This is a genomic window from Streptomyces sp. NPDC007189 (assembly GCF_040703635.1).
Lineage (GTDB): Bacteria > Actinomycetota > Actinomycetes > Streptomycetales > Streptomycetaceae > Streptomyces.
In genome coordinates this window covers 46,618-68,449 of record NZ_JBEYEY010000008.1, presented here as the reverse complement: position 1 = coordinate 68,449, position 21,832 = coordinate 46,618, and the positions used below count along the sequence as shown (strand labels likewise).

The following is a 21,832-nucleotide window of genomic DNA, read 5'->3' as shown; positions in this document are numbered from 1 at the left end:
ACCGCCCGCGAACCAAGAAAGGGTCTACGACATGACGCCCTACGCCCGCCGAGGTGTCCACGGCCAGACCGTGGAGGCACTGGCGCGCCGCATCCTGGGCGGGGAGATCCCCGAAGGGGCCACACTCGACCTCGTGGCGCTGCAGAGCGAACTCGACGTCAGCCTCACCGCCCTGCGCGAGTCGTTGAAGGTGCTCGCCGCCAAGGGCATGGTCGACGCTCGCCAGAAACGCGGCACCTTCGTACGCCCCCGCGCCGACTGGAACCTGCTCGACGCCGACGTGCTGCGCTGGCAGTTCGAGGGCGGCAGCACCGGCGACACCGACCGGCTCCTGCTGCGCAACCTCGCCGAGGTCCGCGCCATCATCGAACCCGCCGCCGTACGGCTCGCCGCCGAACGGCGCACCGACGCCGACCTCGCCGCCCTGGACGACGCGCTCGCCGCGATGGACCGCGCCGAGCCCGACCCGGCGCACGCCGTCGACGCCGACCTCGCCTTCCACCGGGCGCTGCTCGCCGCCACCCACAACGAGCTCCTCGAACGCATGGAGATGGTCATCGAGTCCGGCCTCGCCCATCGCGACCGGATCGTGCACAGCTCCCCGCACAGCGAGGACCCCGTCCCCGCCCACCGCGCCGTCCTGGACGCCGTACGGGACCGTGACCCGCAGGCCGCCGAGGCCGCCATGCGCGCCCTGCTCGACCAGGCCGGCCGCGACCTGGACCGGGTCGACGCCCCCGACGACACGAAAGGCAGCGGCGGCAAGTGAAGATCGCTCGCATCGAAACCTTCCTGGTCCCTCCGCGCTGGCTGTTCTGCCGCGTCGAGACCGACGACGGCGTGGTCGGCTGGGGCGAACCCGTGGTCGAGGGCCGCGCCGAGGTCGTCAGAAGCGCCGTCGAGGTCTTCTCCGAGTACCTCGTCGGCCAGGACCCGCTGCGCATCCAGGACCACTGGCAGGTCCTCACCAAGGGCGGCTTCTACCGGGGCGGCCCCGTCCTGTCCAGCGCCGTCGCCGGACTCGACCAGGCCCTGTGGGACATCGCCGGCAAGACGTACGGCGCCCCCGTGCACGCGTTGCTCGGCGGCCCCGTCCGAGACAGCGTCCGCGTCTACGCCTGGGTCGGCGGCGACGAGCCCGCCCAGCTCACCGAGCAGGTCACCGAACAGGTCGAGGCGGGCTTCACCGCCGTCAAGATGAACGCGGCCGGACCGACCTCGCCCGTCGCCACCGTCGCCGAGACCGCGGCCGTCGTCGCCCGCGTGGCCGCCGCCCGTGACGTACTCGGCCCCGACCGGGACGTCGCCGTCGACTTCCACGGGCGCTTCGGCGCCGCCTCGGCCCGCCGTGCCCTCACCGAACTCGCCCCGCTGCACCCGCTGTTCGTGGAGGAGCCCGTCCTGCCCGAGCAGGGCCACCTGCTGCCCGGCCTGGTCGCCGTCAGTTCCGTCCCCCTCGCCACTGGCGAACGCCTCTTCTCCCGCGCCGAGTTCCTGCCCGCGCTGAACGCCGGCATCGCCGTCGCCCAGCCCGACCTTTCTCATGCCGGCGGCATCTCCGAGGTCACCCGCATCGCCTCCCTCGCCGAGACGTACGGCGCCCTGCTCGCCCCGCACTGCCCGCTCGGCCCCATCGCGCTCGCCGCCAGCCTCCAAGTGGCCTTCGCCACGCCCAACTTCCTCATCCAGGAACAGAGCCGCGGCATCCACTACAACAAGGACGCCGACGTGCTCTCCTACGTCGTCGACCCCGAGCCGTTCCGCTTCACCGCCGGACAGGCCCACCGGGGCGACGCCCCCGGCCTCGGCATCACCGTGGACGAGAAGGCCGTACGCGCCGCCGACCGCACCGGGCACGCCTGGCGCAACCCGGTGTGGCGGCACGCCGACGGCTCCTTCACGGAGTGGTGAGCGTGCCCCTCGCGTTCACCACCGACCCCGCGCACGGCGGACGCTGGACCTCGCTGCGCGCCGGCGACCGCGAATGGCTGTGGCACCGACCGGACCCCGCGCGCAACGGCGTCGCACCCGGCGACGCCTTCGTGGACGCGGGCGGCCTGGAGGAGTGCGTCCCCACCGTGCGCGGCACCCCCGACCACGGTGACGCCTGGTCCCGGCCCTGGACCCGCGACGGCGGGACCGAACGCGTCGACTGCGACGCGTTCACCCTCACCCGCACCGTCCGGACCACCGCCGACGGCGTCGAGGCCGACTACACGCTCACCGCCGACCCCGGCTACCGCTTCATCTGGGCCGCCCACGCCCTGTTCGACCTCTCCGAGCGGGCCGAACTCCGGGCCGCTACGGGAACAGCCACCCGCGTCTTCCCGGAGGCGGCACCTCTGCTCGACGGCCTCTGGCCGGACGGCGCCCCCTGGGTGGAGGGCGACTGGCCCGCACCGCGCGGACTGCGCCTGGACCGGTTCGGCCCCGACGACGGCACCGCGGCCGGCGCCGTCCTGGCGGACGGCCGGGTCTGCGTCCACGACGGGCCCGACCGGCTCGCCCTCGCCGTCGAGGCCGCAGGGCAGCCGGTGTCCGTCGCCCTGTGGCGCAACCTGGGCGGCTTCCCCGAGCAGGACCCCTACCGCAGCACCGGGGTGGAACCGATGCTGGGCCGCGCCTTCGACCTCGCCGACGCCGGCCCCGACGACGCGGCCCGCGTCCCCGCCTCCGGCGAGGTCCGCTGGCGGCTCACCCTGATCGCCGGCTGCCGCTGCCCCTGACCCCTCGACCGCCGCCCCGCCCAGCGGCCCCGGGCGCACCCACCGAGAGGGCGCCGCAGCACCGAACCGACACAGAAGGAGCCCCTGTCCGTGGACCTACGAGCCGCCCTGGCCGACCGCCGCCTCCTCGCCATCGTGCGCGGAGGTGACCCGGACGCCGCCCTGCGCACCGTACTGGTGCTCGCGGAGGAGGGCATCGACCTGATCGAGGTGTCCCTCAGCGGCGCCGACGCACTCGGCGTCATCGCACGGGCCGCCACGGAACTCGGGCCCGACCGGCCGATCGGCGCGGGCACCGTCCTGACCGCCGACGAGGCGCGCGCCGCGCGGGACGCCGGCGCCGCCTTCGCCGTCACTCCCGGCCTCGGCGCCGGCGCCGACACCGCCCGCGACCTCGGCCTGCCGGTCCTCACCGGCGTCATGACCCCCACCGAGATCATCGCCGCCCGCGCCCAGGGCGCCGACGCGCTCAAGCTGTTCCCTGCAGCCGACGCCGGCGGACCGGCCTACCTCAAGGCCCTGCGGGCCCCCTTCCCCGACACCGTTTTCGTGCCCGTCGGTGGCGTGGACCTGGACGCCGCCCGCGCCTACCTCGTCGCCGGCGCCACCGCCGTCGGCGTCGGTTCCCCGCTCGTCGCGGACGCCGCCGACGGCGGAAGCCTGCCCGGCCTGCGCGAGCGCGCCCGCGCCTTCCGCGCCGCCGCCGAGGAGACCACGGCATGACCGAGCCGCTCCTGCCCACCCGTCCCGACCGCCTCCAACTCGGCGAGGGCATCCGCTGGACCGGCGACGGCGTCGTCCTCGTGGACATCCTCCAGGGACGCCTGCTCGCCACCCCCGACGACCCCGGGGCCGCGCTGCGCGAAATACTCCGACTGCCGGTCCCGCTGGGCGCGGTGGCGCCCGTCGCCGGCCGCGCAGGCACGTGGATCGCCGCCGCCGGCACCGGCATCTGCCTCCTCGGCCCCGACGGCGCACTCACCTGGCTCGCCACACCCGAGGACCGCCCCGGACCGGAGATGCGCATGAACGACGGTGTCGCGGACCCCTCGGGCCGCTTCTGGGCGGGCAGCATGGCCTACGACAACACCGAGGGCGCCGGCACCCTTTACCGCGTCGACCACGACGGCACCGTCACCCTCGCCGTCGAGGGCATCACCATCCCCAACGGACCCGCCTTCACCGCCGACGGCCGCACCATGTACCTGGCCGACAGCGCCCACGCCATCGTCCGCCGCTACCCGGTCGACCCCGACACCGGCCGCGTCGGCACCCCCGAGGACTTCCTCACCGTGGACGAGGGCGCCCCCGACGGCATGACGGTCGACGCCGAGGGCGCCCTGTGGTGCGCCGTCTGGGGCACCGGAACGGTCCGCCGGTACCTCCCGGACGGCACCCTCGGCCGGGTCGTCCGCCTCCCCGCCGGACAGCCCGCCGGCGTCTGCCTCGAAGGCACGCTGCTGCACGTCACCACCGCCACGGTGGGCCTCGACGCGCCCGGACCGTACGACGGCGCGGTCTTCACGGTGCCCGTCGACGTGCCCGGCACACCCACGCCCGCCTTCCGGCTCGCCCCCTCCGCACCGGTGGCCGGAGACCTCGCGTGACGGACACCTGGCGCCCGGCACCGGGACGCGTGGTCTGCGTCGGCGAGACCATGGCCGCCCTCGCTCCCGACCCGCCCCGGCCACTGGCCGACGCCGGCCATGTGCGGCTGTCGGTCGCGGGAGCCGAGTCCAACGTGGCGATGTACCTGGCGGACCACGGCATCCCGGCGACCTGGCTCTCGGCGCTCGGTGACGACCCGCTGGGCGCGCGGGTGCGGTCGGCCGTCGCCGCCGCCGGGGTGGACGTCGCCCACGTGCGCACCGACCCCGACCGGCCGACGGGCCTGATGCTGAAGGACCCGACACCCACCGGCACCCGCGTGCACTACTACCGCAAGGGCTCGGCGGCCTCCGCCCTCGGCCCCGACCTGCTCGACCACGAGGCGCTGCGCACGGCCGCTCTCGTGCACTTCACCGGCATCACCCCGGCCCTGTCCGCGTCCTGCCAAGAACTGGTCACCCACGCGCTCGCCGTCCCTGCCGCCGAACGGCGGTACGCCATCAGCTTCGACGTCAACCACCGCGCCCCGCTCTGGCCGCGGGGCACCGCCCCGGACGTGCTGCGCGACCTCGCCGGACGCGCCGACATCGTCCTCGTCGGACTGGACGAGGCCCAGGACCTGTGGGGCGCGGACCTGACCCCGGCGGCCGTACGCGAACTACTGCCCGGCCCGCGCGTCCTCGTCGTCAAGGACGGCTCCCGCGAGGTGACGGCCTACACGGCGTCCCGCGCCGTCACCGTGCCGGCGCTGCGTGCCGCCGTCGTCGAACCCGTCGGCGCGGGCGACGCGTTCGCGGCCGGCTTCCTCACCGGCCTGCTGCGCGGTGAACCCGTGGACCGCGCCCTGCGCCTCGGCCACATCACCGCGGTCTCCGCCCTGAAGGTGACCGGAGACCGCGGCCCGCTCCCGCCGCACCGCTGCCTCGACCGACTCCTCGGACTTTCGGACGAGGAATGGCAGGCGTACGAGGAGACACCGAGGTCCGCGTCGGACGGGGCCAGGTGTGGGCCATGGGGAGGACCGGCGTTGGCCTAGCACAGCCGGATCACCGTCGCCCATTGTCGTGCGGGGGGATCAATCTTGCTCCGGCGGCGTCCCATCGCCAGGACGGAAAGCGCGCAGTCTCCCCTGAGATGCGGAGCAGGAAGTGCAGTTGCGTCGCGGGTCCCAGGAGGTCCGCAGTCATCGGGGTATGTCAGAGTCTTCGCATGCTCGAGATCGTGGTGAAGACGGAGAACTGGGAACGGCACGTCCGTGTGTCCGCCGAGGAGCTCGCAGGGCTGGTCCGGCGGATCGGTGGTGACGGTGACCGGTTCCTGGTGGTCCAGCGGATACCCGACCTGCCTGACGTCTTCGCCCAGGTGTGGCACAAGGCCGGTGGTGACTACACGCTGGAGTACCGCGACGGTGCCGCTGACCGGCAGTTCCAGACGATCGTCGACGGGCCCGAGGTCGTGATTGCGGCGATTACCGGCTGGGCACGCCAGGAGGCCGGATGGGACGGTGGTCTGGATTGGTCGCTGCTGGACATGGGCCCCGCCCGCGAGGTGCCGCCGCTCGACCTCGGCGAAGACGAGCACAAGGAGTTGGAGAAGCGCGTCCGTGAGGTGCTGGTTGGCGGCTACGCCTCTCGCGCCGAACTGGCCGAGCTCGCCGAGGAGTATTTGGTCACCGATGACCGCCGGCCCGTCTCGCGCGAGCAGGCACAGGCGCTGGCCGACCGGTTGTGGCTCGAGCGGGTCGCGGAGCAGGCCGAGTGGCAGGGCGAGACAGACCCTGAGCGGCTGACCCGCGCGTTCACCGCGCTGCAGGACGCCGGTATCACGGCCCGTGAGAACTTCACCTGCTGCCGTAACTGTGGCCAGTCCGAGATCGGTGGTGAAGGCGGGCCCGACGCCCGCGGCTTCGTCTACTTTCACACCCAGTGCACGGACTCTGCCGCCGCCGGCCACGGACTGATGCTCCTCTACGGCGGCTTCGATGGCTCGTCCGAGACCACTGCAGCCATCGGCCACGAGGTCGTGGCCGCACTCGAAGCGGTCGGTCTCCACGCCGAGTGGGACCATGACCCCGGCCGGGCCATCACCGTCACCCCCCTGGACTGGCGCCGCCGCCTGATCGGCTAGGGGCCTTCGTTTGGATCAGCGGGCGGACCAGAGGAAGATGCCGGCGATTGTGGAGTCCGGCCGGGTAGATGGTCGCGGTCTTCTCCCAGCGGGTCGCGATACCGCGCCATTGCTTCAGGCGGTTGATGCACCGCTCGACAGTGGTGCGCTGCTTGTAGGCCTCGCGATCGAAGGCCGGTGGCCTACCGCCCCGGCTGCCGCGTCGCATCCGGTGGCCTCGCCGGTCCGCCGGGATGGGAATCACCGCTCGGATACCGCGCTTGCGCAGGTGGTCGCGGATCGTCCGCGACGGGACCGACCGATGGCGTGGTCGGCCTGTTACGAGCTCGTGGGGTGGATCTGCTGGCGGTGAAGACGTTCACCGGCCTGCGGTCCGATCTATTCGGCCCGTTCCTGGTCTGAGCGCGGAGGTCAGAGCGAGGCCACGACTCGGCCGCAAGGGCAGGAGTCATTGAAACGGGTGGCCGGCGGGGGACGGCTGGCGCTGCTCGACTATCCGCAGCTGAGCACGGTGCGTGGCCAAGTCGTGGCGAAGGCCCGGGGCCGCACCGTGAGTCAGAGGGCGTTGCCGCGGCTGCCTCCCGGGGCCAGGCGTGGCCAGGCGATCTCGAGGGGCGGATGAGGCGGGACCAGGCAGCCGCCGACGAGGTGGTGCGGATCGATCAGGAGATGCGCCGACGGGCCCGGCTGACCGCCCTCCAGCGAGCGGGAGGAGGATGCGGTCCCCGGGGTGGTGACGGGAGAGACCGCAAGGGTCGGGCACAACTCCGCAGACGGCCGGCGGCGTTGTGCAGTGGTTGACCGCTACATCCGCCGGACGGCGGCACGCCGAGGCGCAAATGGCAGATGCACTGGCCGGGCCAGGCGCCCGGTTCCCAGCGCCAGGCGGTCGGGGACTGCGAGCACCTGGAGCCGGGCGCATGATCCTCTACGACGCCGCCACCCTGTTCATCACCCTGATCGACCGGGCGGTCCTCGCCGTGCAACTGCTCGCCGCCGCGGCTGCGTTCGTGCTGTGGGTGGTCGCGGTCGCCCTCGGCCTGCTCATCGCGCCCGGCGCCCGCACCGTACGCCGCGCCGTGCGCCGCGCCGCCGTACGCCCGGCCGCACCGGTCGCCGCCCGCCGACGTCCCGTGCCGTCCTGGGGCCACACCGAGCGCGACGCTATGAGGAAGTCACATGACCGAACAGCCTTGCTCCTCCGGGAGACCACCGCCGAACGCGCATCAGCCGAGTTCGTGACCGCCTGGGACGACGCGATCGTCATCGTCCCGCTGAACCCCCATCGTCCCCGGCCATGAGCCGGCATCCGCGGTTGAAGGTATTGACGCTCGACGATCCCGGTGAGAACGTTCTCTCAATCCGTTGGAGAGAACGTTCTCTCTCCGGCGGGCGGGAGTGATGCACGTGCGTCACTTCGCCTGGGGTGCTGCCGGGAGAGTCCCTGGCCCACATCCACCGCCGGGCGTGGCCCCCTTCGGCCTCGTCGGCATCTGTCCCACCTGTCCTCTCGTCCGGGTCGATCAGTCGGATCCGGACCCCAGCACACGCGAGAGTGTCCCGGCATGCATGGAGGAGTTATGGGGAAGGCCCGTCCAGCGAAGAGAGGGGTTGCCGCGGTGGCCGTGCTGCTGCTCGCGGTGACCGGTTGTGGTTCCGGGGGGAAGTCCGGCGGGGCGGGCTCTGCCGGGCAGGCGCAAGGGGTCGGCCGAGCGGGCGTACTGAAGATCGGCACCTCGAACAACATGAAGCCCTACGCGTACGAGGAGAACGGCAGACTCACCGGCTTCGAGGTCGACCTCATCTCGGCAGCCGCGCGCAAGCTGAAGCTCGCGCCGCAGATCGTGTCCCTGGACTTCTCGGCGCTGCTGCCGGCGGTCGGCAACCGGCAGTTCGACGTGGCCGCCGCGGCGATCGGCATCACTGCGCCGCGCAAGAAGATGGTCGACTTCTCCGACGGCTATCTCGCCGGCTACTTCGGCGTCCTCACCAGGCCGGACAGCGGGATCACCTCCTCTGTCGCGAGCGTGAAGGGCAAGCGGATCGCCGTGCTGCAGGGCTCCATCGAGGACGCCAACGCGGCCACGTTCCTGCCGGGGGCGGACATCGTCCGGTTCCCCGATGACAACTCCGCCGACCTCGCGCTGAAGGACAACCGAGTCGCCGGGTTCTTCAACGATTTCGAACCGAACCTCGGCATCGTCAAGAAGTACGCGGACCTGCACCTGAAGCAGCCGATCACCCTCCCCGCCACCGCCTTCCCCGCCGGGTGGGCGGTGCGCAAGGGCAACACGGAGCTGGCCGGCGAGCTCAACAGCGCGCTCAAGCAGTTGGTCGGCGACGGCACCTGGCTGAAGCTGTACAAGAAGTACTTCCCGCAGGACCCGGTGCCCACCGGCAGCCAGCTGCCCCCGTACACCGCCAAGGGATAGCCATGAACGCATTCCTGCACAATTTCTTCGACTGGCAACTGATCGGCCAGGTGCTGCCGGACCTGCTCACCTACGGGCTGCGCAACACCCTGGTTCTCGCGGTGGCCTCCGCTGTGCTGGGCAGCGTCATCGGCATGGTGCTGGCGATCATGGGTCTGTCGCCTCGTTGGTGGCTGCGTCTGCCCGCCCGGATCTACACCGACCTCTTCCGGGGTCTGCCCGCGGCTGTGACCATCCTGATCGTCGGCGAGGGAGTGTTCTCCGCGCAGGTCAGCTGGCTGACCTCGCCGTACCCGGTGGCCATCTTGGCGATGAGCCTGATGTCGGGTGCGTACATCGGCGAGATCTTCCGCTCGGGCATCCAGAGCGTGGACAAGGGGCAGGGCGAGGCATGCCGGGCCCTGGGGCTCACCCACGGCCAGGCGCTGCGTCTGGTGGTGGTTCCCCAGGGTGTCCGCAGGGTCCTGCCCGCCATGGTCAACCAGTTCATCGCCATCATCAAGGACTCCAGCCTGGTGTACTTCCTGGGCCTGGTCACCAGCCAGCGGGAGCTGTTCCGCATCGGTCAGGACGACGCGATGACGACCGGCAACCTCTCCCCGCTGCTGGCCACGGGTCTGTGCTACCTGCTGCTGACCGTCCCGCTGACCCACTTGGTCAACCACATCGACCGGCGGCTGCGAGACGGGTCCCGCCCCGCCACGGCGGCCGAGCAGCCGTCGCTCGTCGACCCGAAAGAGGCGCTGGTATGACGACGCCGGATGTGACAGTCCCCTCCGACTGGCAGCGTTACGAAGGCGCTTCCCTGGAAGCCCGCGATGTGCGGATGAGGTTCGGGCCGGTCGAGGTCCTGCGCGGCGCGGACCTTCTCGCCCCGGCCGGCGAGGTGGTGTGCGTCATCGGCCCCTCCGGTTCGGGGAAGTCGACGCTGCTGCGCTGCCTTAACGGGCTGGAGACCCGTTCGGCGGGCCAGGTCCTGCTGGGCGGCGAGGACACCTCGACGATGGACGTCAACGTGCTGCGCCAACGGGTCGGCATGGTCTTCCAGCACTTCAACCTGTTTCCGCACAAGACGGCGGCGCAGAACATCACGCTCGCCCTGCGTCATGTGAAGAAGATGCCCCAGGAGCAGGCGGAGGCCATGGCCCGGCAGCGGCTGCGGGACGTGGGACTGGGCGACCGCGCAGGACACCGCCCGACCCAGCTGTCCGGCGGTCAGCAGCAGCGGGTCGCCATCGCGCGGGCTCTGGCCATGGAGCCGCAGGTGATGCTCTTCGACGAGGTCACCAGCGCGCTCGACCCGGAACTGGTCAAAGGCATCCTGCAGTTGATGGCAGACTTGGCCCGGGGCGGCATGACCATGGTGGTCGTGACCCACGAGATGGGGTTCGCCCGGAAGGTCGCCGACACGGTGGTGTTCATGGACGCGGGAGTCGTGGTGGAGTCCGGGCCGCCCGAGCAGATCTTCGACGCGCCCGCGTCCCCGCGGCTGAAGACCTTCTTGTCGCAGGTGCTGTGATGCCGGCCGGCACAGGGGCCGCGCGTGGGCGCCGGCGTCCGACGGTGGCCGACGTGGCCCGTGAGGCGGGCGTCTCGGTGGCCACGGCCGGCCGGGCGCTGGGCAGCTACGGCCGGGTCAGGGACGATCTGCGGGAGCAGGTGCAAGCGGCCGCACAACGGCTCGGCTACTCGCCCAACGCCGTGGCGCGCAGCATGCGCTCCGGCGGTACGCGCAGCATCGGCTTCGTCGGCGCCGACATCTCCAACCCCTACTTCGCCACCGCGATGCGCGGCATCTGCGACGTGGCCCGCGAACAGGGCTACGAGCCGATCCTGGCCAACAGCGACGACCGGCTCGAGGTGGAGCGCGCCGCGGTCAACGTCCTGCTGGACAAGCAGGTCGAGGGCATCGTCGTCGCGCCGACCTCGGTCACCGACGTCGCCCACCTTAAGCGGGCGAAGGAGCTGGGCGTGCCCATCGTCCTGCTCGACCGGCACATCGGTGCGCTCGAAGCCGACAGCGTCGTGATCGACAACGAGGCGGCCGCTTACGAGGCGGTTTCGCACCTGCTCCAGCTCGGCCACCGGCGGGTCGGTCTGCTCGCTTGCGTCGACCCCGCGGAGAGTCCCGAGCTGGTGGCGCGGACCAGCACGGGACGGCTCACTGTACGGGGCGCGGCCCGCCCGTCCATCGACCGTATCCGGGGCTACCTGTCAGCCGTGGACGACTACCAGGCGACCTCGTCGGCAGAGCTGATCCAGTACACACCGCTCAGCGACGCGGCACGGGCCCAGCGCGAGGCGGAGGACCTGCTGGCACAGCCGCAGCCGCCCACGGCGGTCTTCGCCACCGACAACGTCACCACGCAGGGCCTGTTCATGGCGGCACGCCGGCGCGGGCTGGCGATCCCCGCAGACGTCTCCCTGGTCGGCTTCGACGACCTGGACTGGACCACGCTCGTCGACCCGCCGCTCAGCGTGGTGGCTCAGTCTCCGCTGGACATGGGCCGCGCCGCTGCGGTGCGGCTCTTCGAGCGGATCAAGGGCGATGACGCCCCGGCCGAGCGGATCGTGCTGCCGACGGAGCTGATCGTCCGCTCCAGCACTGCCGTGCACAGCCCCGGCGCGGGCCGGCATTCCCTGTGATCCACCGCACCCGAGTCGGCGGCTGATCCACCGCACCCGAATCTTCGGCCGGAGCCTTCGGGGCACCGCAGTCGACCCACGGCAAGCGCTGCGCCTGCACGGGCGCCCTGTCCATGCCCTCCATCGGAACATCGAGAGGTTTTCCATGCGTACTTCCCTTTCCCGTCCCCGTGTTGCTGTCCTGGGCGGTGGTGTCATCGGGGTGGCGACCGCGACGCAGCTCGCCCGCCGTGGAGCACAGGTGGTCCTGGTCACCGAGGCCGGACTGGCCGACGGGGCATCGGGCCGCTCTTTGTCCTGGCTGAACTCCTTCGGCGGCATGCGTTCCGAGGCCTACCATCATCTGCGGCTCCTGGGCATCGACCGCTACCGCACGTTCGCCGCCCGGACCCCGTCCTTCGACTGCCTGAAGTTCGACGGCGGACTGACCTGGGCGGCGCCGGGGGAGGAGTCGCACCGCGTGGCGTTCGAGCACATGCGGCGCAACGGCTACGACGCCGTGTGGCTGAGCCGCGACGAGGTCCCGCAGTGGGCGCCCGGCGTGAACCCGGCCGCGATTCCCGACGAGGGTGCCATCTTCAACCCCGGCGAGGGCTGGGTGGATCTGGTCGCACTCGTCCAGCACCTGGCCGGTGAGTTCACCGAGGCCGGCGGCGTGGTCCTCGCTGGTGGCGGCGCCGCCGGTGTGGTGGTCGAGGGGGGCCGGGCGGTCGCCGTGCGCACGGGCGCGGGGGAGCGGATCGATGTCGACGCGGTCCTGCTGGCGACGGGCGCCGACGTGCCGGGCATGGTGCGCCCCTTCGGGGTGGAGATCCCGGATGCGACGCCGCAGGCGCTGCTGGTGCGGACCAAGCCGGTCGACACGGCCCTGCGCGTCACGCTGAACACCCCGCGTGTGGCGCTGCGGCCCGCCCCGGGCGGGGCGCTGGTGATGGACTCCGATGCCTCGGCGGCCGAGGTGATCGGCCACGCGGACGGCAGCTACGAGGTCAAGCACTCCACCGTCGAGCAGTTGCTGCGCGAGGCGACGGCGGTGCTGGCCGGTGGTCCGCAGCTGGAACTGGACTCCTACGGCGTCGGTCGCAAGCCGATCCCGGGCGACGGCGAGCCGGTCTTCGGCGAACTCGACGAGGTTGCGGGTTTGTTCATCGCGTTCACGCACAGCGGCGCGACGCTCGCCCTCATCGCCGGCGAGTTGCTGGCCGAGGAGATCACCACCGGCGAGCGCAGCCCGCTGCTGGCGGCGTTCCGGCCCAGCCGCTTCCGCTGACCAGCGGCCACCACGGAAAGGGATCACGCATGACCACGCCCGTACGCATCGGTCTGGCCGGTTACGGCTTCGGCGGCCGGTACTTCCACGCCCCGCTGATCGCCTCCGCTCAGGACTGCGAATTCCTCGGGGTGGTCACCACCTCGCCCGAGCGCCGTGCACAGGTCGCCCGCGACCTGGACCGGCCCACGTACGCCTCGCTGGAGGAGCTGGCCCGGGCCGGCGCCGAGGCGGTCGCGATCTCCACTCCCGCGGCCAGCCACGTGACGTTGGCGCAGGAGGCGCTGAGGCTGGGCCTGGCGGTGGTCTGCGACAAGCCGTTCGCGCTCGACGCGGAGTCGGCGCGGCAGACGGTACAGCTGGCGGACCGGCTCGGTGTCCCGCTGACCGTCTATCAGAACCGGCGATGGGACTCCGATTTCCGCACCCTGCGGCAGCTGGTCGACCAGGGAAGGCTGGGCAGGCTGATCCGCTTCGAGTCACGGTTCGAACGGTTCGAGCCCGAGCCGGGCCCGCCCGCCGCGGGCGGCGGCACCCTGCTCGACTTCGGCAGTCACCTGGTCGACCAGGCCCTGGTGCTGTCCGGGCCGGTTCAGCGGGTGTACGCGCAGTTGCACCACCGCGACGGCGAAGGCGGGCTGGACGACGACGTCTTCGTCGCGCTGACGCACCACAGCGGCGTGCAGTCGCATCTGTGGGGCAGCTGGCGGCAGGGTGCCCCGGGACCGCGCTTTCGGGCGACCGGCACCTCGGGCACCTACGTCGTCGACGGGATGGACGGGCAGGAGGCGCTGCTGATCGCAGGTGCCTCCCCGTCCGCGCAGGGCCAGCGCTGGGGGGCCGAGCCCGAAGAGCGCTGGGGACAGGTGCTGCGCGGAGCACACGCCGAGCCCGTGCCGTCCGCCCGCGGCGCGTGGGACCTGTTCTACCCCGCCTTCGCCGCGGCGGTCCGCGGCACCGGCGCGGTGCCCGTCGATCCGTGGGACGCGGTGGCCACCGCCACCGTTTTGGACGCCGCCCGGGCCAGCGCCCGCAGCGGCCAGGCCGTCCGCTTGCCCTGATCCCGCACCCATCCCCTCGACCCGGCGAAGGAGTCCTGCCCGTGCGTGCGAACGACCCCGTCCTGCAGCCGCTGCGGATCAACAACCTGACGCTCAAGAACCGGATCTACAGCACCGGGCACGCGCCTTCCGGCTATCTGCAGGGCGGCGCGCCGGGCCTGCGCTACGAGCTGTACCACGAGGAGAAGGCCAAGGGCGGCATCGCTCTGACGATCATCGGAGGTTCGAGCAACGTCGCGGCGGACTCCGCGAACGTCTTCGACCAGATCAATGCCGGGGACGACGCCATCCTGCCGTTCTACCGCTCCATCGCCGACCGCGTGCACCGGCACGGGACCGCCGTCATGATCCAGCTGACCCACCTGGGCCGGCGCTCCAAATGGGACATCGACCAGTGGCTGCCCGCACTCGGCCCGTCCGCAGTGCGCGAGCGGGCACACCGCAGCTTTCCCAAGGAGATCGAGCACTTCGACATCGACCGGATCGTCAAGGCCTACGGTGCCGCCGCGCGACGGGCACGCGAGGGCGGCCTGGACGGCATCGAGATCGCCGCCATGGCCGGCCACCTGATCGACCAGTTCTGGTCGCCGCGCACCAACCACCGTACCGACGAGTTCGGCGGCACTCTGCAGAACCGGCTGCGCTTCGGTCACATGGTGCTCGAAGAGGTCCGCGAACAGGTCGGCGACGACTTCGTCGTCGGCATGCGCGTGCCCGGCGACGAGGGCGTGGCCGGCGGCCTCGCACCCGCCGACTGCATCGACATCGCCACGGCGATGGCCGGCACCGGCCGGCTCGACTTCCTGTCCGTCATCTACGGCTCCGGCAACACCGACCGCGAACTGGCCGAGGTCATCCCCGTCTTCGGCCGACCGCTGGGCGCCCACCTGCCGGTGGCGGCCGCGATCCGCAAGGAGGCAGGGGGAATTCCGATCTTCCACGCCGGCCGGATCGCCGACCTGCCCACCGCCCGGCACGCCATCGACGGCGGCTGCGCCGACATGGTCGGCATGACGCGGGCGCACATAGCCGACCCGCACATCGTCGCCAAACTCCTCGCCGGACAGGAGGAGCGCATCCGTCCCTGCGTAGGCGCCACATACTGCGCCTCCCGGGTCGAGACCTTCTGCCTGCACAACCCCGCCACCGGCCGGGAATCGGTGATCCCGCAACTGGTCGACCCGGCAAGCGTCGGCAAGCGTGTGGTCGTGGTGGGCGGCGGTCCGGCGGGACTGGAGGCCGCCCGCGTCTGCGCGTCACGTGGTCACCACGTGACGCTGCTGGAGGCCGCCGACCGGCTCGGTGGGCAGGTGATCCTCGCCGCCCGCACCCCACGGCACGCCGAGAAGGCCGGGATCATCCACTGGCTGGCCAAGGAGACGGAACACCTGGGAGTGACCGTCCGACGCGGCTGCCTCGCCGAGCCCGCCGACGTCCTCGCTCTGCGACCCGACGTTGTGGTGGTGGCCACCGGCGGGCTCCCGAACACCGCCGTGGGCCAGAGCGGAGAGGAACTGGTCGACTCGACCTGGGACGTCCTCAGCCGCACCCCCCGGCCCGGCCACCGGGTACTGATCTTCGACGACCACGGAGGGGAGCAGGCGCTGACCGCGGCCGAACACCTCGCCACTGCCGGCGTACAGGTGGAGCTCGTCACCCCCGACCGGACGGTCGGCGCCGATGTCACCGGCACCCTCTACCCGGACTACCTACGCGCCCTGTACGCACACGGCGTGGTGCTCACCCCCGACCATGTGCTGCGCGGAGTCCGGCGCGAGAGCGGCGCACTGGTGGCCACGCTGGCCAACGCCTACACCGACGCGGTGTGTGAGCGGACGGTCGACCAGGTCGTCGTCGAACACGGCACCATGCCCGCCGACGACCTGTACCACCAGCTGCGGGCGGGATCCCGCAACCTCGGCGAGACCGACCTGACCGCGCTGGCCGAGGGCCGGCCACAGGACCGAGTGACCAACCAGGCCGGCGCCTACCAGCTGTTTCGGATCGGTGATGCCGTCACCCACCGCAACGTCCACGCCGCGCTCCTTGACGCCCGGCGACTGTGCGGGGCACTGTGAGAGGTCGTTTTTGTCCAGCCAGCGACGGTACGCCTCGACGACCTGGACAATGACCTGCGCGGCCGTGCACTGCTCGGCACCGTGGCTGACCTGACGGAAGCCGTCCGGCCACCGTGGCCCGGGTCGAGGGTGCATGGCGGTCACCCCGCACTGATCCCGGGCCGGATTGTCCTCGGTCCAGCGCGATCGGAACCCAGGGGTGCACGTCTCGGCACTCCAACTGCTGCGAACGGCTCGTTCGATGTCGGCGAGAAGCAACGGTGTCATGGCGGTGATCGTGTCAGCAGGCACTGACAACGGCCGTACGCTCACAGACACGGCGACCGGCGAGGAGAGCCGATGCATGCCCGCCTCACGACGGGGTGGGCGTGGTCCCCGACGTACACGGACACAGCCAGGCAGCCTGCGGCGGGCCATGGCCGGCCCGGATGCGGGGGCACCTCGCCCACCCTCGGCTCGGGCGGTGGTCAGAGCGGTGTGCCGATCCGCAGCTGCAGCCAGCAGGAGAGCCGGTCGTCCGGATGCTCCAGGTCGAGCCCGAACAGCTCGCGGGCGCGCCGGAGGCGGTATTTGAGCGTATTCTGATGCACCGTCAGTTGATGTGCCGCCTCGCCCACGTTGCCAACGGCGTCCAGCCAGGCCAGCACCGAGGCGGCATAGTGGGTGTTCCGGGTGCGGTCGTGCTCGAGCATCGCCTCGACCCCCGGGTGCCGCAGGCGGGGCCGCCGGACCAGCTCGTCCGCGACGTGCGTGAGGAGCACGCGGGCGTGCACGTCGGTGAGGGTGGCGACCTGGGGCGCCTCCGGTTCACTGGTGGTCACCCGCAACACGTCGTCCACCTCCGAGCGCAGTGCGGGCAGCTCGGTGACGTCGGCGGCGGGCCGACTGACGGCGGCCCGCGCCGGTTGCGTTCGGGGGCGGGCCACGGCGGCGAGGGCCTGCGCGGCCAACCGCCGGGCGGCGTCCGGGTCCTCTCCGGACAGCAGGGCGTAGACAGCGCGCGGACCGGTGGCGACGGCGGCCGAGGGGCGTACGGCCCCCCAGTGCCGGCCGAGCTCGGCGACCAGGCGGGTCAGCGCCGCCCCCGCCTCCGCCGCGCCGCCGACCGGGGCGAAGCCGATCAGGGTGAGTGGAGTGCCCGCGGTGAGGCCGAGCCGGTACGCCGTGTCGTGGGCCGGCGCGGTGCCGTCCAGGCCGGCACGCAGGGCCTGTTCGCGGGCGTGCTGTTCGAGAGCGGCGGCGCTGCGGCGGCGCAGCATGTGCAGGGCTGCGGTCCGGGCGCCGTCCAGGAGGGCCCGTTCACAGGCGGCGTCGAGCCCTTCGTCGTGCGGCGCATGGTCCTCGATCGCCCAGATCGTGCCGAGCGGCAGGCTCCCGGCGCGGATGGCGACGGCCGCCCGCTGCAGCTCTCCCTCGGCGAGCCCCGCCAGCCGTACGACACCGGGGGCGGCCAGCACCTGCCGGTACTGGCGCAGCTGGCGCTCGGCCTGCGGGCCGGGCTGGTCGGGCACGCGCCGGCCGAGGATGCCCTGGCGGCGGAGCTCGTCGATGCGCTGGCCGGGCAGCGTGGAGTACGCGAGCACCCGGGCGTCCAGATCCTCGATGGCCACGGATCCGCCGGTGACGGCGGCGATGGCGTCGGCGAGCGCGAACAGCTCCTCGCCGCTCGGATCGCCGGCCAGGCCCGGACCGATGGGCGGTACCTCGGCATCGATGAGCCGCGGGGCAGCGGCCCCGGGTTGCGCCCCTGGCCCGCCGTCGAGGGTGTCATCACGATGACCCACGGCATTTGGCGAATCCGCTGAAGTCATGGCGACATCATAGGCGATTACGACAAGGCGTAGGGCGGGGAGTGCCCCGGAGCATGGTGCTGCCGCCGGACCACCCCGGGGCCGGCAGGGCACGTACCCACGGAGGAAGACCATGGCCATCCCGGTCGCGCCGACCGCCCCGCCGTCCCAGGAGGCCCTGCTCGGGCTGTTCCCGCCGGACACGGCGCTCGCCGACGACGGCAGCCTGGTGGTCGGCGGCTGTGCGGTGACCGACCTCGCGGAGCGCTTCGGCACCCCGGCCCTGATCGTCGACGAGGCGGCGCTGCGGGCCCGCGCCCGCCGGTACGCCGACGGGCTCGCCGCCCGCTGGCCGAACTCCCGGGTGGCGTTCGCCTCCAAGGCTTTTCCCTGCACGGCCGTGTACCGGCTGCTGGCCGAGGAGGGGCTGAGCATCGACGTCGCCGGCGGTGGCGAGCTGGCCCTGGCCCTGGCCGCGGGCGTCGACCCGGCCCGGCTGGTGGTGCACGGAAACGCCAAGACGGAGGCCGAGTTGCGGATGGCCGTCGAGGCCGGGGCCGGGCTGATCGTCATCGACAACTTCGACGACATCGACCGGCTGGAACGGATCGTCACGGCGCAGCAGCCGGTCCTCGTGCGGGTCACGCCCGGGATCCGACCGGCCACGCACGCGGCGGTCTCGACCGGGCAGGAGGGCTCCAAGTTCGGGCTGACGCTCCCGCAGGCCCGAGAGGCGATCACGCGGCTGCGCGGGAGCAGCCGGCTGCGGCTGGACGGGGTACACGTCCACATCGGGTCCCAGATCCTGGACACGGAGCCGTTCACGCGGGCCGTGGAGGCGGTCGCGGACCTCGGCTCCTTCGCCGTGTACGACCTGGGGGGCGGACTGGGCGCCCGCTACACGTACGGCGACAGGCCGCCCGGTGTCGAGGAGTACCTGGACACGCTGGTGGCCGCGGCCCGCAGGGTGCTGCCCGCCGAGGCGGAGATCGTCATCGAGCCGGGCCGGTCCATGGTGGCCGAGTCCGGAGTGACGCTGTACCGGGCGGTCACGGTCAAGGACGGCGACCCGTCGTTCGTGGCCGTGGACGGCGGCATGGGCGACAACCTCGAAGTGGCGCTGTACGGGCAGCGCTTCGAGGCCACCGTGGCCACCCGGGTGGGGGGCGGCAACCCGTACCGCCTGGTCGGCCGGCACTGCGAGTCCGGCGACATCCTCAGCGCGGGCGTACAGCTGCGCGATCCCCGGCCCGGCGACCTGATCGCAGTGCCGGTCACCGGCGCGTACTGCTTCTCCCTCAGCAACAACTACAACGGCGCGCTACGGCCGCCCGTCGTCTTCTGCCGCGACGGCGAGGCGCGGGCGGTGGTGCGCCGCGAAACGTACGACGACCTGCAGCGACGCGACCTGCCCTGAGCGCCCGCAACCGGCGGTCATCGGTCACGGGCCTCGCCGGGCCGCGCGACCCACCACACCCGCATCCCGGCCCGGATTCCCCAGGCCGGACGTCACCCTCACGACGAAAGAGGCTCCGATGTCCCAACCGTCGACGCTGCGCCGTCAACTGCTCCGGCGCAAGCCCCTGCACGCCTTCACCGCGGAGTCCGACGCAGGCGGCGGGCTGCGCCGCACCGTCGGCCCCTTCCAGCTCACGATGATCGGCATCGGTGCCACCATCGGCACCGGAATCTTCTTCGTGCTGGACTCGGCGGTGCCGGAGGCCGGCCCCGCCGTGCTCCTCTCCTTCGTACTCGCGGCGACGGCAGCCGCCCTCACCGCGCTCTGCTACGCCGAACTGGCCTCGGCCGTGCCCGTCTCCGGCTCTTCCTACTCCTACGCCTACGCCACGCTGGGCGAGTTCGCCGCCTGGGCCGTGGGCTGGTGCCTGCTGCTGGAGTACGCGGTCTCCGGCGCGGCGATCGCGGTGAGCTGGGGCCAGTACCTGAACGACCTGACCGAGCGGCTCTTCGGCTTCCAGATGCCCGAGGCGATCGCGGCACCGCCGGGCGCGGGCGGGTACATCAACCTGCCCGGCGTCGTACTGGTCGCCCTGTGCTGTCTGCTGCTCGTACGCGGCGCCAAGGAGTCGGCCGTGGTCAACACGGTGATGGTGCTGGTCAAACTGGGGGTGCTGGTGCTGTTCGTGGTGATCGGCGCCACCGCCTTCCACGCCGGGAACCTGCATCCGTTCGCACCCATGGGCATCGCCGGGGTCAGCAGCGCCGCCTCCACCGTCTTCTTCTCCTTCATCGGCCTGGACGCCGTGTCCACCGCCGGCGAAGAGGTCCGCAACCCGCAGCGCACCCTGCCGCTGGCCATCATCGGAGCGCTGGTCGTGGTCACCACCACGTATCTGCTGGTCAGCCTGGTGGGGGTGGGCGCCCAGCCGTGGACGGCCTTCAAGGGGCAGCAGGCGGGCCTCTCGGCGATCCTCGGCGACATCACCGGGGCCGGCTGGCCCGCGATCCTGCTCTCCGCCGGCGCAGTGCTGTCCATCGTCAGCGTCACCCTCGTCGTCCTCTACGGGCAAAGCCGCATCCTCTACACGATGGGCCGCGACGGGATGCTGCCCGGCGCCTTCCGGCGGGTGAGCCCGCGCACCGGCACCCCGGTGTTCACCACGCTGCTGACCGGCGGCTTCGTGGCCCTTCTGGCAGCGGTCTTCCCCCTGGACATGCTCGCCGACCTCACCAGCATGGGCACCCTGGTGGCCTTCGCCGTGGTCTCGCTCGGTGTGCTGATCCTGCGGCGTACGGCTCCGGAGCTGAAGCGGGCGTTCCGAGTGCCGGGCTACCCGGTGGTGCCGGTCCTGTCCGTCGTCGCCTGCGGCTATCTGCTCTACGAGCTGCCGCTGGACACATACCTGCTGTTCGGCGGTTGGCTGGCACTGGCGCTGGTCGTCTACCTGCTCTACAGCCGCCGCAACTCGCGACTGGAGACGACCGACGACTCCCGGGCTCCGGTCAACCTCGCGTGACAGGACGCCACCAGAGCGACTCGCAGAACGTGCATGCGTGATGATGGTCGGCCAAACCATGTGGGAGCCTTTTCCAACCTCGCATTGAACGTGCGAGGTGGAGGGCCTGGATGAAAATCCCTTGTGGCCGAGGGTGGTGATCGTCCTACGGTTGTTCCCCGTGACCATCGAGATGCCCTACCAGCCACTTCCGATCGACCAGTCGGACGTGCGCTACGTCCATGGACCCGATTCCGCTCTACAGCCGGGCGTGCCCGCTGGCGAGACGGTCGCGTTCGAGTGGCGGGGCAGCAAGGTCTACCCGGGAACCTTCCGGAAGTTCTGGGTACACGTGCCTGCACGGTACGACCCAGCGGAACCGGCATCCTTGATGGTGTTCCAGGACGGATGGTGGTACCTGGACCCCGCAGGGGAGGTACGCGGCGCGATCGTCCTGGACAACCTCATTCACCGCGGCGACATCCCCGTCACCATCGGCGTGTTCGTCGATCCTGGCGTCTTCCCGGATGCGAACAACCCGAAGAACCGCAACAACGAGTACGACGCCTTCGACGACCGGTACGTCACCTTCCTCCTCACCGAGATCATCCCTCAGGTTGCGGAGCGCTATACCATCGCCCAGTCGCCCGAACAGTGGGGCACCTGCGGCGGGAGCAGCGGCGGCAACTGCGCCTTCACCGCCGCGTGGCTGCGTCCGGACAAGTTCCGCCGCGTCATCGGATACCTGTCCAGCTTCGCGCAGATGCCAAACGGCAATCCCTACCCGGACCTCATCTCCCGCGTCCCCCGCAAGCCGCTGCGCATCTTCATGCAAGGTGGCCACCGCGACCTGCACTGGAATGAGCCACAGCGGAACTGGCTCGCCGAAAACCTGCGCGTGGCAGCCGCTCTCGCTGAAGCGGGATACGACTTCCGCCTTGTCCTGGGAGACGGCGGACACAGCCCCAACCACGGCGGCGTCCTGCTTCCGGACGCTCTGCGCTGGCTGTGGCGGTCCAACGAGGATTGATCGACACCTGCATCATCCAACCAGCCAGGCGCCGACTGCGGTGAGGTGAGCTGCAACCTGGTCGCATGAAGGCGTGAATCTCCTGGTAGGCGAGCCACAACCAAGAT

General features: G+C 71.8%; 19 protein-coding genes and 1 pseudogene. 18 read left to right on the top strand and 2 right to left on the bottom strand.

Annotated features, from left to right (window positions below; genetic code table 11):
* The first annotated feature begins 31 nt into the window (after positions 1-31).
* From AB0950_RS18270 to AB0950_RS18240, 7 genes are all read left to right on the top strand, one after another.
* On the top strand, positions 32-769 hold the full coding sequence (locus AB0950_RS18270) for a FadR/GntR family transcriptional regulator (RefSeq protein WP_360571925.1): 738 nt from the start codon (positions 32-34) through the stop codon (positions 767-769).
* Positions 766-1,911 carry a galactonate dehydratase gene (gene dgoD, locus AB0950_RS18265; protein WP_366778922.1) on the top strand — a complete coding sequence of 382 codons (1,146 nt, stop codon included), beginning with the start codon at positions 766-768 and terminating at the stop codon, positions 1,909-1,911. Before AB0950_RS18270 ends, dgoD begins: the two co-directional genes overlap by 4 nt.
* Entirely contained in the window at positions 1,908-2,726 is an 819-nt protein-coding gene (locus tag AB0950_RS18260) for a hypothetical protein (RefSeq protein WP_360160672.1), read from the top strand. Before dgoD ends, AB0950_RS18260 begins: the two co-directional genes overlap by 4 nt.
* Positions 2,727-2,816: 90 nt before the next feature.
* Positions 2,817-3,449, top strand: a complete 633-nt coding sequence (locus tag AB0950_RS18255; protein ID WP_366778921.1) for a bifunctional 4-hydroxy-2-oxoglutarate aldolase/2-dehydro-3-deoxy-phosphogluconate aldolase — start codon at positions 2,817-2,819, stop codon at positions 3,447-3,449.
* Positions 3,446-4,333 (top strand): SMP-30/gluconolactonase/LRE family protein, encoded by an 888-nt coding sequence (locus AB0950_RS18250; protein WP_366778920.1) that lies wholly within the window; start codon positions 3,446-3,448, stop codon positions 4,331-4,333. The genes AB0950_RS18255 and AB0950_RS18250 overlap by 4 nt, the downstream gene beginning before the upstream one ends.
* Positions 4,330-5,370 (top strand): sugar kinase, encoded by a 1,041-nt coding sequence (locus tag AB0950_RS18245; RefSeq protein ID WP_366778919.1) that lies wholly within the window; start codon positions 4,330-4,332, stop codon positions 5,368-5,370. Before AB0950_RS18250 ends, AB0950_RS18245 begins: the two co-directional genes overlap by 4 nt.
* A 173-nt stretch (positions 5,371-5,543) precedes the next feature.
* A complete protein-coding gene (locus AB0950_RS18240) occupies positions 5,544-6,461 on the top strand; it encodes a hypothetical protein (protein ID WP_366778918.1) in 918 nt (305 codons plus the stop codon).
* Positions 6,462-6,476: 15 nt separating this feature from the next.
* Here the strand turns inward: AB0950_RS18240 and AB0950_RS18235 are convergent.
* Positions 6,477-6,750 (bottom strand): annotated as a pseudogene (locus tag AB0950_RS18235) (transposase); the annotation flags it as partial.
* 631 nt (positions 6,751-7,381) lie between these two features.
* On the opposite strand from AB0950_RS18235, the gene AB0950_RS18230 reads away from it, so the two are divergent.
* The 8 genes from AB0950_RS18230 to AB0950_RS18195 all read left to right on the top strand — a co-directional run bounded on the left by AB0950_RS18230 (position 7,382) and on the right by AB0950_RS18195 (position 15,948).
* Positions 7,382-7,762 carry a hypothetical protein gene (locus AB0950_RS18230; protein ID WP_366778917.1) on the top strand — a complete coding sequence of 127 codons (381 nt, stop codon included), beginning with the start codon at positions 7,382-7,384 and terminating at the stop codon, positions 7,760-7,762.
* 318 nt (positions 7,763-8,080) lie between these two features.
* Positions 8,081-8,893: an ABC transporter substrate-binding protein gene (locus tag AB0950_RS18225; protein ID WP_360571913.1), complete on the top strand. Its 813-nt coding sequence runs from the start codon at positions 8,081-8,083 to the stop codon at positions 8,891-8,893.
* 2 nt (positions 8,894-8,895) lie between these two features.
* Positions 8,896-9,645 (top strand): amino acid ABC transporter permease, encoded by a 750-nt coding sequence (locus AB0950_RS18220; RefSeq protein ID WP_360160659.1) that lies wholly within the window; start codon positions 8,896-8,898, stop codon positions 9,643-9,645.
* Positions 9,642-10,412, top strand: a complete 771-nt coding sequence (locus tag AB0950_RS18215; RefSeq protein WP_360571911.1) for an amino acid ABC transporter ATP-binding protein — start codon at positions 9,642-9,644, stop codon at positions 10,410-10,412. The genes AB0950_RS18220 and AB0950_RS18215 overlap by 4 nt, the downstream gene beginning before the upstream one ends.
* Positions 10,413-10,465: 53 nt before the next feature.
* Positions 10,466-11,539 (top strand): LacI family DNA-binding transcriptional regulator, encoded by a 1,074-nt coding sequence (locus AB0950_RS18210; protein WP_366778916.1) that lies wholly within the window; start codon positions 10,466-10,468, stop codon positions 11,537-11,539.
* 145 nt (positions 11,540-11,684) lie between these two features.
* Positions 11,685-12,809, top strand: coding sequence for an FAD-binding oxidoreductase (locus tag AB0950_RS18205; RefSeq protein WP_366778915.1), 1,125 nt, complete (start codon positions 11,685-11,687; stop codon positions 12,807-12,809).
* A gap of 29 nt (positions 12,810-12,838) precedes the next feature.
* Positions 12,839-13,870 carry a Gfo/Idh/MocA family oxidoreductase gene (locus AB0950_RS18200; protein ID WP_360571906.1) on the top strand — a complete coding sequence of 344 codons (1,032 nt, stop codon included), beginning with the start codon at positions 12,839-12,841 and terminating at the stop codon, positions 13,868-13,870.
* A 41-nt stretch (positions 13,871-13,911) separates the two neighbouring features.
* Positions 13,912-15,948: an NADH:flavin oxidoreductase gene (locus tag AB0950_RS18195; RefSeq protein ID WP_366778914.1), complete on the top strand. Its 2,037-nt coding sequence runs from the start codon at positions 13,912-13,914 to the stop codon at positions 15,946-15,948.
* Positions 15,949-16,415: 467 nt separating this feature from the next.
* On the opposite strand, the gene AB0950_RS18190 is transcribed toward AB0950_RS18195, so the two are convergent.
* On the bottom strand, positions 16,416-17,759 hold the full coding sequence (locus AB0950_RS18190) for a helix-turn-helix domain-containing protein (protein ID WP_366778913.1): 1,344 nt from the start codon (positions 17,757-17,759) through the stop codon (positions 16,416-16,418).
* 112 nt (positions 17,760-17,871) lie between these two features.
* Between AB0950_RS18190 and lysA the strand changes: the two genes are divergently transcribed.
* The 3 genes from lysA to AB0950_RS18175 all read left to right on the top strand — a co-directional run bounded on the left by lysA (position 17,872) and on the right by AB0950_RS18175 (position 21,725).
* Positions 17,872-19,155, top strand: a complete 1,284-nt coding sequence (lysA, locus tag AB0950_RS18185; RefSeq protein WP_366778912.1) for a diaminopimelate decarboxylase — start codon at positions 17,872-17,874, stop codon at positions 19,153-19,155.
* 118 nt (positions 19,156-19,273) lie between these two features.
* Positions 19,274-20,716: an amino acid permease gene (locus AB0950_RS18180; RefSeq protein ID WP_366778911.1), complete on the top strand. Its 1,443-nt coding sequence runs from the start codon at positions 19,274-19,276 to the stop codon at positions 20,714-20,716.
* 160 nt (positions 20,717-20,876) lie between these two features.
* The gene (locus AB0950_RS18175; protein ID WP_366778910.1) at positions 20,877-21,725 is read left to right on the top strand and encodes an alpha/beta hydrolase-fold protein; all 849 of its coding nucleotides are present in this window, start codon (positions 20,877-20,879) and stop codon (positions 21,723-21,725) included.
* The last annotated feature ends 107 nt before the right edge of the window (positions 21,726-21,832 follow it).

Bases quoted from the DNA above. Each gene is read 5' to 3' on its own strand.
- AB0950_RS18240 (WP_366778918.1), top strand. From the start codon at position 5,544: ATGCTCGAGATCGTGGTGAAGACGGAGAACTGGGAACGGCACGTCCGT.
- AB0950_RS18220 (WP_360160659.1), top strand. From the start codon at position 8,896: ATGAACGCATTCCTGCACAATTTCTTCGACTGGCAACTGATCGGCCAG.
- AB0950_RS18250 (WP_366778920.1), top strand. From the start codon at position 3,446: ATGACCGAGCCGCTCCTGCCCACCCGTCCCGACCGCCTCCAACTCGGC.
- AB0950_RS18200 (WP_360571906.1), top strand. From the start codon at position 12,839: ATGACCACGCCCGTACGCATCGGTCTGGCCGGTTACGGCTTCGGCGGC.
- AB0950_RS18180 (WP_366778911.1), top strand. From the start codon at position 19,274: ATGTCCCAACCGTCGACGCTGCGCCGTCAACTGCTCCGGCGCAAGCCC.
- AB0950_RS18215 (WP_360571911.1), top strand. From the start codon at position 9,642: ATGACGACGCCGGATGTGACAGTCCCCTCCGACTGGCAGCGTTACGAA.
- AB0950_RS18230 (WP_366778917.1), top strand. From the start codon at position 7,382: ATGATCCTCTACGACGCCGCCACCCTGTTCATCACCCTGATCGACCGG.
- AB0950_RS18205 (WP_366778915.1), top strand. From the start codon at position 11,685: ATGCGTACTTCCCTTTCCCGTCCCCGTGTTGCTGTCCTGGGCGGTGGT.
- lysA (WP_366778912.1), top strand. From the start codon at position 17,872: ATGGCCATCCCGGTCGCGCCGACCGCCCCGCCGTCCCAGGAGGCCCTG.
- AB0950_RS18190 (WP_366778913.1), bottom strand. From the start codon at position 17,759: ATGACTTCAGCGGATTCGCCAAATGCCGTGGGTCATCGTGATGACACC.
- AB0950_RS18270 (WP_360571925.1), top strand. From the start codon at position 32: ATGACGCCCTACGCCCGCCGAGGTGTCCACGGCCAGACCGTGGAGGCA.